This is a genomic window from Streptomyces capoamus (assembly GCF_014654935.1).
Classification (GTDB): domain Bacteria; phylum Actinomycetota; class Actinomycetes; order Streptomycetales; family Streptomycetaceae; genus Streptomyces; species Streptomyces capoamus.
This window is the reverse complement of record NZ_BNBF01000004.1, coordinates 21,918-35,368: the sequence shown is the minus strand read 5'-3', so window position 1 is coordinate 35,368 and position 13,451 is coordinate 21,918. Positions and strand designations below refer to the sequence as shown.

At 74.4% G+C, this 13,451-nt stretch carries 10 protein-coding genes and 1 pseudogene; 6 read left to right on the top strand and 5 right to left on the bottom strand.

The window, feature by feature from the left end:
- On the top strand, positions 1-1,724 hold a 1,724-nt coding region (locus IE312_RS08280; protein WP_229899331.1), incomplete at its 5' end, for a galactose-binding domain-containing protein.
- A 63-nt stretch (positions 1,725-1,787) separates the two neighbouring features.
- Here IE312_RS08280 and IE312_RS08275 read toward each other — a convergent pair.
- The 4 genes from IE312_RS08275 to IE312_RS08260 are packed head-to-tail and all read right to left on the bottom strand — an operon-like array spanning position 1,788 to position 6,628.
- On the bottom strand, positions 1,788-2,930 hold the full coding sequence (locus IE312_RS08275) for an XdhC family protein (protein WP_189979832.1): 1,143 nt from the start codon (positions 2,928-2,930) through the stop codon (positions 1,788-1,790).
- A complete protein-coding gene (locus tag IE312_RS08270; protein WP_189979830.1) occupies positions 2,923-5,067 on the bottom strand; it encodes a xanthine dehydrogenase family protein molybdopterin-binding subunit in 2,145 nt (714 codons plus the stop codon). The genes IE312_RS08275 and IE312_RS08270 overlap by 8 nt, the downstream gene beginning before the upstream one ends.
- On the bottom strand, positions 5,064-6,056 hold the full coding sequence (locus IE312_RS08265; protein WP_189979828.1) for an FAD binding domain-containing protein: 993 nt from the start codon (positions 6,054-6,056) through the stop codon (positions 5,064-5,066). Before IE312_RS08265 ends, IE312_RS08270 begins: the two co-directional genes overlap by 4 nt.
- Positions 6,053-6,628 (bottom strand): (2Fe-2S)-binding protein, encoded by a 576-nt coding sequence (locus IE312_RS08260; protein ID WP_189979826.1) that lies wholly within the window; start codon positions 6,626-6,628, stop codon positions 6,053-6,055. The genes IE312_RS08265 and IE312_RS08260 overlap by 4 nt, the downstream gene beginning before the upstream one ends.
- Positions 6,629-6,882: 254 nt before the next feature.
- Between IE312_RS08260 and IE312_RS08255 the strand changes: the two genes are divergently transcribed.
- The 4 genes from IE312_RS08255 (at position 6,883) to IE312_RS08240 (ending at position 10,836) form a co-directional block, all read left to right on the top strand.
- On the top strand, positions 6,883-7,461 hold the full coding sequence (locus IE312_RS08255) for a TetR/AcrR family transcriptional regulator (RefSeq protein WP_189979824.1): 579 nt from the start codon (positions 6,883-6,885) through the stop codon (positions 7,459-7,461).
- Positions 7,462-7,833: 372 nt separating this feature from the next.
- Positions 7,834-9,000 carry a carboxylate-amine ligase gene (locus tag IE312_RS08250; RefSeq protein ID WP_189979822.1) on the top strand — a complete coding sequence of 389 codons (1,167 nt, stop codon included), beginning with the start codon at positions 7,834-7,836 and terminating at the stop codon, positions 8,998-9,000.
- Positions 9,001-9,176: 176 nt separating this feature from the next.
- A complete protein-coding gene (locus IE312_RS08245) occupies positions 9,177-9,938 on the top strand; it encodes an SAM-dependent methyltransferase (protein WP_189979820.1) in 762 nt (253 codons plus the stop codon).
- A 73-nt stretch (positions 9,939-10,011) separates the two neighbouring features.
- Entirely contained in the window at positions 10,012-10,836 is an 825-nt protein-coding gene (locus IE312_RS08240; protein WP_229899329.1) for a maleylpyruvate isomerase family mycothiol-dependent enzyme, read from the top strand.
- Between the two features lie 37 nt (positions 10,837-10,873).
- Here IE312_RS08240 and IE312_RS08235 read toward each other — a convergent pair whose 3' ends face one another.
- Entirely contained in the window at positions 10,874-11,971 is a 1,098-nt protein-coding gene (locus IE312_RS08235) for a PP2C family protein-serine/threonine phosphatase (protein WP_189979818.1), read from the bottom strand.
- 455 nt (positions 11,972-12,426) lie between these two features.
- Here IE312_RS08235 and IE312_RS39240 point away from each other — a divergent pair.
- Positions 12,427-13,451 (top strand): annotated as a pseudogene (locus IE312_RS39240) (PAS domain-containing protein); the annotation flags it as partial.

The following is a 13,451-nucleotide window of genomic DNA, read 5'->3' as shown; positions in this document are numbered from 1 at the left end:
CGCTGGCCGTCTTCGACTTCATCACCAAGGGCGGTGACGGCAGGCACGACCCGGTCGGCTGGCCCACCTTCAGGGACTGGCCCGCCCACGACTCCCTGACCCACCAGCAGAACTACTACGCCTGGGTGGAGCGGGCCTGGCGCGGCGGCCAGCGGGTGCTCGTCAACGACCTCGTCACCAACGGCGTGATCTGCTCGGTCTACTTCTTCAAGGACCGCGGCTGCGACGAGATGACGTCCATCCGGTTGCAGGCGAAGCTGACGTACGACCTCCAGGCCTACGTCGACACGATGTACGGCGGCCCGGGCAAGGGCTGGTTCCGGATCGTCACCGACAGCGCCCAGGCGCGCGACGTCATCGAGCAGGGCAAGCTGGCGGTCGTCCTGGGCGTGGAGACCTCCGAGCCGTTCGGGTGCAAGCAGATCCTGGACGTCCCGCAGTGCGACCGGAAGGACATCGACGCCGGCCTGGACGAGCTGTACGCGCTGGGCGTGCGCAGCATGTTCCTGTGCCACAAGTTCGACAACGCGCTGTGCGGGGTCCGTTTCGACTCCGGCACGCTCGGCACGGCCATCAATGTCGGGCAGTTCCTGTCTACCGGCACGTTCTGGAAGACGGAGAAGTGCGCGGGCCCGCAGCACGACAACCCGATCGGCTCGGCCGCGGCGCCGGGCGCGGAGGCGAAGCTCCCGGCGGGCGTGCGCGTCCCGTCGTACGCCTCGGACGCGCAGTGCAACGTCCGCGGGCTCACCGACCTCGGCGAGTACGCCGTGCGCGGCATGATGAAGCGCAAGATGATGCTGGAGATCGACCACATGAGCGTCAAGGCCGTGGGCCGCGCGCTCGACATCCTCGACGCCGGCTCCTACCCCGGTGTGATCTCCTCGCACAGCTGGATGGACCTGAACTGGACCGAGCGGGTCTACGGCCTCGGCGGCTTCGTCGCCCAGTACATGAACGGCTCCGAGCAGTTCGTGGCCGAGGCGAACCGCACCAAGGCGCTGCGGGACGCGTACGGCGTCGGCTACGGCTTCGGCACGGACATGAACGGTGTCGGCGGCTGGCCCGGTCCCCGCGGCGCGGACGCCCCGCACAAGGTCACCTACCCCTTCCGCAGCGTCGACGGCGGCTCCCTCATCGACCGGCAGACCACGGGCGAGCGCACCTGGGACCTGAACACCGACGGAGCCGCGCACTACGGCCTGGTCCCGGACTGGATCGAGGACATCCGGCTCGTCGGCGGCCAGAGCGTGGTGAACGACCTCTTCCGGGGCGCCGAGTCCTACCTCGACGCCTGGGGAGCGACCGAGCGGCACCAGGCGGACGCCGACCTCGCCCGGGGCGCACCGGCCACGGCCAGCTCGACGGAGTGGTGGAACCCGTTCACCAGCTACGCACCGGGCCGCGCCGTGGACGGTGACCGGGACACCCGCTGGGCCAGCGAGTGGAGCGACGAGCAGTGGCTGCGGATCGACCTGGGCTCCACGCACCGGGTCGGGCGGGTCACGCTCGACTGGGAGCGCGCGTACGGGAAGGCCTACGGCATCCAGCTGTCGACGGACGGCGCGAACTGGCAGACGGTCTGGTCCACCATTACGGGCGACGGCGGCCTGGACACCGCGCGGTTCACCGGCACACCGGCGCGCTACGTCCGCGTCATGGGGACGCAGCGCGGCACCGGGTGGGGGTATTCCCTGCGCGAGGTCGGGGTGCACAGCGACTGAGGGACAGGGCCCGGCGGTGCCGCCGCCGGGCCCGGCCCGGGGCCGTCCGCGCCGGCCCCCTGCTCAGGCGACCGCCGGCCTTCCCCCCGCCCCGTTGCCGTGGTGGATCGGCGTCTTCCCGCCGGTCAGGGGGACGCCGGAGCCGCCCCGCCTGGCGGCGACGATCTCCGCGACGATCGACAGGGCGGTCTCCTCCGGTGTGCGGGCCCCGAGGTCGAGGCCGATGGGCGAGCGCAGCCGGGACAGCTCGCCCTCGGTGACCCCTTCCGACCGCAGACGGCGCGCCCGGTCCTCGTGGGTGCGGCGCGAGCCCATCGCCCCGACGAACGCGGCCGGCCTCCGCAGGGCCTCCTTCAGCAGCGGTACGTCGAACTTCGGGTCGTGGGTGAGCACGCACAGCACCGTACGGGCGTCGGTCCCGGTGCGCCGGAGATAGCGGTGCGGCCAGTCGACCACGACCTCGTCGGCGTCCGGGAAGCGGTCACGGGTGGCGAAGACGGGGCGGGCGTCGCAGACGGTCACGTGGTAGCCGAGGAAGGCGCCGGCCCGGGCCAGCGCCGACGCGAAGTCGACGGCACCGAACACGATCATGCGCGGGGGCGGCACGTTCGACTCCACCAGCAGCGTCAGGCCGCCGGGGCAGTGCGAACCGTCCGCCGACAGGTCCGTCGTGCCGGTGCGGCCCGCCTCCAGCAGGGCCCCGGCCTCGGCCGCCGCCAGCCGGTCCAGTCCCGGGTGGCCGCCGAGACCGCCCTCCCAGCTGCCGTCGGACCGGACCAGCAGGGCTCCGCCGAGGAGTCCGGCGGGGCCGCGGGCGACCCGGGCGAGGGCCGCCGGCCGCCCCTCGGCGGCGGCCGACAGCGCCGGCCCGAGGACCGCCCGGGCGGGCGCCGCCGCGCCCACCGGCGTGATCAGCACGTCGAGCGTTCCGCCGCAGGTCAGTCCCACGGCGAAGGCGTCCTCGTCGCTGTAGCCGAACCGTTCCAGCACGGTCTCCCCGGTACGCAGCGCCGCACGGCACAGTTCGTACACCTCGCCCTCGACGCAGCCGCCGGAGACCGAGCCGATGGCGGTGCCCGCGCTGTCGACGGCGAGGGCCGCGCCGGGGCCGCGCGGTGCGCTGCCGCCCACGGTCACCACGGTGGCGACGGCGAACTCCCGGCCCTCCGTGATCCATCGGTGCAGTTCACCGGCCAGGTCAAGCATCCGGCGCCCCCGCGGGCCCGGGGGCCGACAGGACGCGGTCCGGCCGGATGGGCAGGCTGCGGTGGCGTACGCCGGTCGCGTGCCAGACCGCGTTGGCGACGGCCGCCGCGGCGCCGACGATGCCGATCTCGCCGATGCCCTTGATCCCGACCGGGTCCTCGGGGTCCGTGTCGTCGATCCAGTCGGCCTCGATGTGCGGCACGTCGGCGTGGGTGGCCACGTGGTAGCCCGCGAGGTCGGCGCCGACGGGGCCGCCGGAGGCCCGGTCGCGGACCGCCTCCTCGTGCAGGGCCATGGAGATGCCCCAGATCATGCCGCCCCGGAACTGGTTGCGCGCGGTGAGCGGATTGACGATGCGGCCCGCCGCGAAGATGCCCAGCATGCGCCGTACCCGCACCTCGCCGGTGGCGGGGTCCACGGCGACCTCGGCGAACTGCGCCCCGAAGGAGTGCCGTTCGGCCGGCGCCAGGGAGCCGATGGCCTCGGTGGTGTCCGACCGGACGGTGACGCCCTCCGGCGGGATGTCGGCGCCCAGGGCCAGCCGTTCGCGCAGTTCGCCGGCCGCCGCCTTGACCGCCCAGGACCAGGAGCGGGTGCCCATGGAGCCGCCGGCGATCATCGCCGGGCCGAAGTCGCTGTCGCCGATGCGCACCCGGATGCGGTCCGGGGGCACCTGCAGCGCGTCCGCCGCGACCAGGCCGAGCGCGGTACGGGCCCCGGTGCCGATGTCGGCCGCGGAGATCCGGACGGTGAAGGTGCCGTCCGGGTGCGCGGTCGCCGTCGCCGTCGAGGGCGCTGCTCCCGACGGGAAGGAGGCCGCCGCCGTGCCGGTGCCGAGCAGCCAGCGGCCGTCCCGGCGCTGCCGGGGGCGCCGGTCGCGGTCCGCCCAGCCGAACCTGCGGGCTCCCTCCCGGAAGCAGGCCGCGAGGTTCCGGCCGGCGAACGGCAGGCCCGACACCGGGCCCCGCTCCGGTTCGTTGCGCAGCCGCAGTTCGACCGGGTCGATCCCGCACTTCTCGGCGAGTTCGTCCAGGGCCGCCTCCAGTGCGAAGGAACCGGGCGCCTCGCCCGGGGCGCGCATCCAGGTGGGGGTGGGCACGTCGAGCCGGACGACGCGGTTGGCGGTGTGGTGGGCGTCGGCGTCGTACATCACCCGTGCCACGGCGGCGCTCGGTTCCACGAACTCGTGCACGGTGGAGGTGAGGCTGATCGAGCGGTGCTCCAGTGCGACGAGGCGTCCGTCGGGGCCGGCTCCGAGCCGGACGCGCTGGGTGGTGGGGCTGCGGTAGCCGGCCAGCGAGAACATCTGGCGCCGGGTGAGGACGACCCGTACGGGCCGCTGCAGCAGGGTGGCGGCCATGACCGCGGCCACCTGGTGGGCGCGCACCCCCTTGCTCCCGAAGCCGCCGCCGACGTGTTCGGAACGTACGCGCACGGCGGCCGGGTCCAGCGAGAAGAGGTTGGCGAGTTCGCCGACGACCCAGGTGACACCCTGGTTGGAGTCGATCACCTCCAGGCGTCCGCCGTCCCAGCGGGCCGTCGCAGCATGGGGCTCCATCGGGTTGTGGTGCTCTTCGGGGGTGGTGTACTCGGCGTCCACGACGACGGCCGAGGCGGCGAGCCCGGCCTCCAGGTCGCCCTTGCCGGTCACCGCCGGCATGTGGCCGTCCACCGGGTAGGCGCCGGGGTGTTCCGCGGTCAGCTCGATGTCGTGCGGTTCCTGCTCGTAGTGCACGACGAGCGCCTCGGCGGCCTCCCTGGCCTGCTCGGAGGTCTCCGCGACGACCAGTGCCACCGGCCAGCCCAGGTGCGGCACCCGGTCGTGCTGGAAGACGGCGCAGGTCGGGTCCGGCCGGGTGCCCAGCAGGCCGGTGTAGTCCGTGGTGAGGCGGAGCGCGTTGCGGTGGTCCAGGACGGCCAGTACGCCCGGCATGGCGAGGACGCGGTCGGTGTCGAGGGCGCGGATGCGGCCGCGGGCGACGGTGGAGAGCACCAGCCAGCCGTGGGCGAGGCCGGCGAAGGGCACCTCCGCCGCGTAGCGGGCCGCTCCGGTGACCTTGTCCCGGCCCTCGATCCGGGTGTGGCCGGTGCCGACGACCGGCGCGTGGGCGGCGGTCTCGGTGGTGGCGGCGGTCATCGTGCGGCCTCCTCGGCGAGTTCGGACAGGACGGCCACCACGAGGTTGCGCATGAGGTCCACCTTGTAGCCGTTGTGCGGCAGCGGCCGTGCCGCGGCCAGTTCGGCGTCCGCCGCGGCGGCGTAGGCCTCGGCGCCTGCGGCCGCGCCGACCAGGACGCGTTCGGCGGCCAGGGCCCGCCACGGGCGGGAGGCGACGGCGCCGAAGGCCAGGCGCGCGTCCCGGACGACGCCGTCCCGGATGTCGAGCGCGGCGGCGAGGGAGCCGATGGCGAAGGCGTAGGAGGCGCGTTCGCGGACCTTGCGGTAGCGGGAGCGGGCGGCGACCGGGGCGGGCGGCAGCGTGACGCCGGTGATCAGCGCGCCCGGCGGCAGGGCGGTCTCCCGGTGCGGGGTGTCCCCGACGGGCAGGTAGAAGTCGGCGAGCGGCAACCGGCCGGGGCCGTCCGCCGTTTCGAAGTGGACCACGGCGTCGAACGCGGTCAGGGCCACGGCCATGTCGGAGGGGTGGACGGCCACACAGTGGTCGGAGGCGCCCAGGATCGCGTGGTTGTGGTGTTCGCCCTGGACGGCGGGGCAACCGCTGCCGGGAAGGCGCTTGTTGCAGGGCCGGGTGACGTCGGTGAAGTAGCCGCAGCGGGTGCGCTGCAGCAGGTTCCCGCCGACCGTGGCCATGTTGCGCAGCTGCCCCGACGCGCCGGCCAGTACCGCCTGGGCGAGGGCCGGGTAGCGGCGCCGGACCTCGGGGTGGGCCGCCAGGTCCGCGTTGGTGACGGTGGCACCGATGCGCAAGCCGCCTTCGGGCGTCGACTCCACGTCGTCCAGGGGGAGTTCGCGGATGTCGACGAGCCTGGCGGGGCGCTCGACGCCGCTCTTCATGAGGTCGACGAGGTTGGTGCCGCCGCCGAGGAAGCGGGTGTCCGGGTCGGTGCCGAGCAGTGCCACGGCACCGGCGACGTCGTGCGCCCGCTGGTAGTCGAACTCCCTCATGCCACGGCCTCCTCGGCGTCCGGCAGGGCGGTGGCCGCGTCCTGCCGGGTCTGCGCCGCGCGGGCCACCGCTTCCACGATCGAGACGTAGGCGCCGCAGCGGCACAGATTGCCGCTCATCCGCTCCCGGATCTCCTCGGCGGTCAGGTCCGGCGGCCCCGCTTCGGGGCGGACGTCCTCGGTGACGGCGCTCGGCCAGCCGGCCGCGTGCTCTTCGATGACACCGATCGCCGCGCAGATCTGGCCCGGGGTGCAGTAGCCGCACTGGTACCCGTCCAGTTCGAGGAAGGCCTGCTGCACGGGGTGCAGCCGCTCGCCGTCGGCCACGCCCTCGATGGTGGTGATCTCCCGGCCCTCGGCGGTCACGGCCAGCTGGAGGCAGGCGACGGACCGGCGGCCGTCCAGCAGGACCGTACAGGCCCCGCACTGCCCTTGGTCGCAGCCCTTCTTGGTGCCGGTCAGGTCGAGCCGTTCGCGCAGTGCGTCGAGCAGGGTGGTGCGGTGGTCGACGGGCAGTGTGTGCTTCTCGCCGTTGATCTTCAAAGTGATGACACTGGACGTCGATAAGGCCATGAGCTGCTTCTTTCGCATTCCAGGGACAGACGGAGACCGGCGGGCGGCACGGACGGTGTGCCGTGTGGGCCGGTGGGTGCGGGGTGGCGCAGCGACGGTGCGAGGTGGCGGGGCGGACAGTGCGGGTGACGACTGCCGGCGGGACGCGTCCGTCGGTATGGTGGACGTGACCGGACAGCTGTCCGCTACCGGAAACCTAACGGACAGATGTCCGCTTAGCAAGGGCGGGACGTACCGCCTCCCGAGGAGGACGAGTGCCGCAGCAGACGGACCCACCCCGGCGCTCCGACGCCCAGCGCAACCGCGAGCGCATCCTGGAAGTGGCCGTCATCGAGCTGTCGCGCTGCGCGGACACCCCGCTCAGCGCGATCGCCAGGAAGGCCGGGGTCGGGCAGGGCACCTTCTACCGCAACTTCCCCAACCGCGAGTCACTCGTCCTGGAGATCTACCGCCACGAGATGCAGCAGGTCGCCGACAGCGCGGACCAGTTGCTCGCCGCCCGGGCGCCCGAGGAGGCCCTGCGCGCCTGGATGGACCGGCTGTCGGAGTTCGCCATGACCAAGGCGGGACTGGCCGACGCCATCCGGCAGGTCACGGGCGCGCCCGGCGGCCCCGCCAAGCCCTCGCCCACGCCGGTGGCGCGGGCGGCGGAACTCCTGCTCCGCGCCAACGAGGAGGCCGGCACCATCCGGCCCGGGGTCAGTCCCGACGACTTCTTCCTCGCGATCGCGGGTCTGTGGCAGCTCGACCCGGGCGACGACTGGCGCCCCCGCGCCGCCCGCCTCATGGACCTGGTCATGGACGGACTGCGCGCGGGGGCGCCGCGCGGGTGAGGTGCCCGGCCGCGCGGGCCCTGCGGCCCGGTGCCGGCCGGCCCGGTGCCGAGGGCTTCGCGTCGGAGTTCGGCCAGGCCGGGGAGGGCTCTCGGGCCGCGTGCGGTGCGGTGGGCCGGTCCGCCGCCGCGGCCCGGGACGCGGCGCCGTCCGCGCATCCCCGTCGGACCTGCGCTTTCCCGGGACGGTGCCGTCCCCGGTGACGCACGCGGCAGGGGCGGCGGGCGCTCCGCGACGGTGACCGGGCAGCCGCTTGTCGTGCACCGCACACGGGGACGACCATGTGTGCTCCCGCCCGCTGCGCGCCGGCGAGCGGGAGTCGCCCGCGAGCTCGACAGAAGTGCGTCCCGCTGTCTTCCGGAAGGGCTGGTCGTGCCAGAGCCGCTTGATGCCGTGACCCCCGCCGCCGGTACGCCCGTGTCCCCGGCGGAGGTGAACGTGCCGCCGACGGTCGGCGTGGAGGAGGAGTTCGTCCTGGCCGCACGGCACAGCAGGGCGGCCGTGCACAGGGCCCCGGCCGTGGTGGAGGCCGCCCGAGCCCGCCTCGGCGCCGCGCACGCCACGGCGGAGGTCTCCCAGGCCCAGCTGGAGACCGTCAGCGCGGTGTGCCGCACCGCCGGGCAACTCGAGGCGGAGATCGTCCGGTTGCGCTCCGGAGCCGCGACGGCCGCCGCCGAGTACGACTGCCTCCTCGTGCCCAGTGGCAGTGCGGTCCTCGGCAGACCCGGCCCGCCGCCCGTCGTGGACAAGGCCCGCTACCGCGCCTTCGTGCGCCGCTTCGGGCCGCTCGTCCACGACCAGGGTGTGAACGCCTGCCACGTGCACGTCGGGGTCGCCGACCGGGAGGAGGCCGTACGGGCGGTCAACCACCTGCGGGGCTGGATGCCCCTGCTGCTGGCCCTCACCGGCAACTCCCCGTACAGCGACGGCACGGACACCGGATACGCGAGCTGGCGCTCCCTGGTCTGGGGCCGCTGGCCGCTCGCGGGGCCTCCGCCGTACCTGCGCGGCGCCGCCCACCACGAACAGGTCGTCGGCGATCTCGTGGCCAGCGGGGCGGCGATGGACCCGTCGATGGTCTACTGGCACGTGCGGCCCTCGCCGCACCTGCCCACCCTGGAGGTACGCGTCGCGGACGTGCTGCCCGGACCCGCGGCCACCACGGCCTACGCGCTCCTGGTCCGCGCCCTGGTCGGCTGCGCCGTGGACGCGGTACGCGCCGGCGAGCCCGCCCCCGACGTACCGGATCCGCTGCTGCGGGCGGCGTGCTGGCAGGCCGCCCGGCACGGGACGGACGGCACTCTGCCCGCCACCCACACCCGCGACTGCTCCCCCGCCGCGGTCGGCCGGCTGGTGGAGGAACTCTGGAAACGCGTCGAGTCGCACCTCAGCCGGTACGGCGACGACCGGTGGGTCGGCGACTGGCTGAGCGAGGTCCAGCACGGCGGCACCGGCGCCGTACGGCAACGGCGGATCGCGGAGCACCACGGGGGCCGCCTCCAGGCCGTGGTGGACGAACTCGCCGTCCCGCCCGGGTGATCCGCGCCCGCGCGGACGGCCGCGGCACCCGTCGCAGCGACAACGACCGGCAACAGGCCGACGCGGACGGCGCGGTGGACGCGCGGGGCGACTCCGGCCCGCCCGTGGGGTGGTGCGCTTCCCGTAGGATGATCGAACACCCGGCCCGAACCGGCCACGCCTCAAACGGAGTTGTCATGATCGACACCAGCAAGGCGCATCCCGCGCGGGTCTACGACTGGCTGCTGGGCGGCAAGGACAACTACCCGGTCGACGAGGCCGTGGGTCAGCGGCTGCCGCCCGAGGCGAAGGACGCGGCACGGCAGAACCGCCAGTTCATGCACCGGGCCGCCGCCTGGCTCGCCGCGCGGGGCGTCGACCAGTTCCTGGACATCGGCACCGGCATCCCCACGCCGCCCAACCTGCACCAGATCGTGCAGGACATCGTGCCGTCGGCGAAGGTCGTCTACACCGACAACGACCCGATCGTGCTGCGCCACGCCGAGGCACTGCTGGTCAGCGGCACCGAGGGCGTCACCGACTACATCCAGGCCGATGTGCGGCAGCCGGAGTCCATCGTCCGGCACGCCCGGCAGGTGCTGGACTTCAGCCGGCCGGTCGCGCTGTCGCTGATCGCGCTGATGCACTTCGTCTCCGACGAGCAGGACGCCCACGGCATCGTCCGGAACCTGGTCGCCACACTGCCCCCGGGCAGCTATCTCGTGCTGTCGCACGCCGCCTCCGATCTTTTCCCGGAACTCGCCGCGCAGGTCACCGCCGAGTACGCCAGGGGCGGCATCCAGCTCGGTTTCCGCTCGCGCGCGCAGGTGACGCGCTTCTTCGACGGCCTGGACCTCGTACCGCCCGGCCTGGTGACCGCCACCGAGTGGGGCGCGCCGGCCTCGGAGGCGGAACCGGAGGGCAGCGGCATCTACGCGGGAGTGGCCCGCGTGCGCTGACCGGTCGCGGACCCGCTTGCCTTCGAGCGCACTCCAGCCGTCACACTGTTCGCGACCAAGCGGAGGGGCATCCGTGCCCGGAACGGAACGGCGGCAGCAGATGGCGACGACGAACGGGGCGGGACACCCCCTGCCCTACGACACCTACCGGGAGGCGATCGAGCGGGAGACCCGCCGGTTCGCCGAGGCGGTGCGGGGCGCCGACCCCGCGGGCGCCGTGCCCGCCTGCCCCGACTGGACGCTGGCCGAGCTGACCCGGCACGTCGGAGCGGTGCAGCGCTGGTTCTGCGCGCTGCTCACCCGGCGGGTGCAGGAACCGCCGCGCAGCCGTGACGTGGAACTGGGACTGCCCGGCGACGAGCGGGATCTCGCCGACTGGCTGGCGGCGGGACTGCCCGAGGTCGCGGCCGTGCTGCGGGCCACGAATCCCGGCGCGGCGATGTGGGCCTGGGGCGAGGACCAGCACGCGCGGTTCTGGGCCCGCCGGATGCTCTGCGAGACGCTGGTGCACCGGGTGGACGCGGAGCACGCCCTGGGCCGGGAGTCGGACGTCGACCCGGTGCTCGCCGCGGACGGGGTGGACGAGTTCCTGGTCAACCTGCCCTACGCGGGGCTGTTCGCACCCGGTGTGACGAAGCTGCGCGGTGACGGCGAGGTCCTCGCGTTCGGCTGTGCCGGCACCGGCGAGGAGTGGCGGGTGCGGCTGGACCCGCACGGTTTCCGGCTGCTGCCGCGCGCCGGCGACGCCGCGTCCGAGCCGCCCGCGGTGACGGTGCGCGGTCACGCCGCGGACCTCCTCCTGCTGCTCTACGGGCGGCGGTCGTACCAGGAGCCCGCCTTCGAGGTCTCGGGCGAGACCGCGGTGCTCGACCGCTGGTTCGCGCACACGGCCTTCTGAGCGGTCGCCGGTCCTGTCGGGGCCGCCGCGCCGTGCCTCACCCGGCCGGCGGTGGCGGTCCGGACGGGGCGTCGGCGGTGAGGTGGACGGCGAGCGCCGCGACGTCGTCCTGCAGCCGGTCGCCGCTGTACTCCAGCAGCTCCTGGTGGAGGCGCTCCAGCAGTTCCCGGGGCGGGAGGCAGCCCCAGGAACGCAGCCGCCGGAGCAGCGGGTAGAAGGTGCCGGCGGCGTCGCGCGTCTCCGTGATGCCGTCGGTGTACAGCAGGAGCTGGTCACCGGGCCGGAACGAGTAGGTGTCCACGTGGTACGGCTCCCCCTCCAGCACGCCCAGGTTGAGCGGCGGCGCCGAGCGGCCGCTGTCCAGTTCCGTCACCTCCCCGCACCGGAGCCGGACCGGGGGCGGGTGGCCGCAGTTGACCACGCGGACCAGCGGGTCCCGCGGGGGGATCTCGGCGAAGACGGCGGTGACGAACCGCTCGCCCGCCTCGCTGCCGCCCAGCAGCATCACCCTGCGGTTCATGCTGGTCTCCACCCGGTCCGCGAGGGCGGGGAGCGCGGGTTCGTCGTGGGCCGCCTCGCGGAACGCCCCGAGCAGGGCCGCGGCCGTCTCCACCGCGAGCAGCCCCTTGCCCCGGACGTCGCCGATGAGCAGCCGGACGCCGTAGCGGGTGGGGACGGCCTCGTACAGGTCGCCGCCGATGCGCGCCTCCGCGGCGGCGGACCGGTAGAGGCTCTCCAGGCGGAGGCTGCCGATGCGGTGCGGCACCGGCCGGAGCAGGACCCGCTGGGCGATGTCGGCCACGAAGCGTACGTCGGCCAGCGTGCGCTCGCGGCGGACGCGGTGCGCGGCCAGGATCATGCCGAGGACGCCGACCAGGCCGGTGCAGAAGTAGGCGGCCACGTAGTGGCGGTCCCACAGGTACCCGACAGCGCGGCCCGCGCAGCACGGGGTGCCGGCCAGCACCCCTTCCAGCACGACGGCGAACACGGTGGCGCCGCCGACGGCGACCGGGCCGTGGGCGAAGGCGGTCACGAGCGGCAGGGCGATCAGCACGAAGCTCACCGGCCACTCCACGGGCGTCACCGGCTCCAGCACCAGGAGTCCCGCGACGTACAGCGCCGGGAGCCACCGCATCCAGGCCGGTGGTGCCGACAACCGCGTCCGCGCGCCGGCGCCACCCTCCCGTTCCCGACCTGTATGTCCCGTCCTCGGCATACGGGGTCTGCGCACACGGACTCCTGTGACGGAAACTCGACAAGACTCCCAGCCTGGTCGGCCGGACCGCGGCGCGCCCGGATTGCTCCACTCAGCGGCATGTTCCCGCCCGCGCGGGCCGCCTGACGGGCGCCGCACGGCGTCCACCGCGCCCGTGCCTCGGCCATCGGCGGGTACAGCGGTCGCCGGTCACCGAGTTCCAGTGCTAGAAAAGGGAGATGAGCGGACGTTCCCGCTGGCCACGGGCGCGCACGGCGCCACCGCCCGGCGTCGGCGGGTCATCCGGACCGGGCCGTGGTCGAAGGCCCTGGCCGTCACGCGGACGCCGCCTCTCGTCGTCCCTGAGCGTCCGCACGCTCGCCGCACAGGTCTTCCTGCTGCAGGCACTGATCATGCTCCTGCTGGTGGCGGTGGCGGCCGCCGCCCTGGTCGTGCAGGGGCGCTACGACGCCCAGCGCAACGCGGAACAGCGTTCCCTCGCCGCGGCGGAGGCGTTCGCGCACGCGCCCGGGACGGCGCTCGCGCTGCGGTCGCCGCACCCGACCGCCCGGCTCCAGGACGCCGCCGAACAGGCGCGCAAGGGTGCCCAGGTCGACTTCGTCAGCGTCCTGGACAGACACGGCATCCGGCTCGCCGACCCCGTGCCCGCGCTGATCGGCACGAAGGCCGAGGGCGTCGGCCGGGCCGCGGCGGGCGAGACGTTCACCGAGACGTTCCACGGTGAGCCCACCGACGCCGTGCGCGCGGTCGTGCCCGTGACGGACGCCAGCCGGCGCGTGGTCGGCATGGTCGCCGCCGGCATCCAGTACGCCAACGTGAGCCACGTGCTGAACGGTCAGCTGCCGATGCTGTTCGGCGCGGCGGCGGGGGCGCTCGTGCTGGCGACCGGCGGCGCGGCTCTGGTCAGCCGGCGCCTGCTGCGGCAGACCCACGGACTCGGCCCGGCCGAGATGACCCGGATGTACGAACACCACGACGCCGTGCTGCACGCGGTCCGCGAGGGCGTGCTGATCGTCGACGGCGAGGGCTGCGTGCTGCTCGCCAACGACGAGGCACAGCGGCTGCTGGACCTGCCCGCGGACGCCGACCGGCGGCAGGTGCGGGAGCTGGGGCTGGGGCCGCGGCTGACGCGGCTGCTGGAGTCGCAGGAGACCGCCACCGACGAGGTCCTGCCGGCCGGGGACCGGCTGCTGGCGGTGAACATCCGGCCCACCGCGCCCTACGGCGGCGCGCAGGGTCTGGTCGCCACCTTCCGGGACACCACGGATTTGAGGGCCCTGTCCGGGCAGGCGGAGGTGGCGCGGGGCCGGCTGTCCTTCCTGTACGAGGCCGGGATGCGGATCGGCACCACCCTGGACGTACGGCGTACGGCGGAGGAGCTGGCCGAGGTGGCGGTCCC

Coding starts and splice junctions, on each gene's coding strand:
- IE312_RS08275 (WP_189979832.1), bottom strand. CDS start 2,930: ATGCTTGACCTGGCCGGTGAACTGCACCGATGGATCACGGAGGGCCGG.
- IE312_RS08270 (WP_189979830.1), bottom strand. CDS start 5,067: ATGACCGCCGCCACCACCGAGACCGCCGCCCACGCGCCGGTCGTCGGC.
- IE312_RS08265 (WP_189979828.1), bottom strand. CDS start 6,056: ATGAGGGAGTTCGACTACCAGCGGGCGCACGACGTCGCCGGTGCCGTG.
- IE312_RS08260 (WP_189979826.1), bottom strand. CDS start 6,628: ATGGCCTTATCGACGTCCAGTGTCATCACTTTGAAGATCAACGGCGAG.
- IE312_RS08245 (WP_189979820.1), top strand. CDS start 9,177: ATGATCGACACCAGCAAGGCGCATCCCGCGCGGGTCTACGACTGGCTG.
- IE312_RS08235 (WP_189979818.1), bottom strand. CDS start 11,971: ATGCGGTGGCTCCCGGCGCTGTACGTCGCGGGACTCCTGGTGCTGGAG.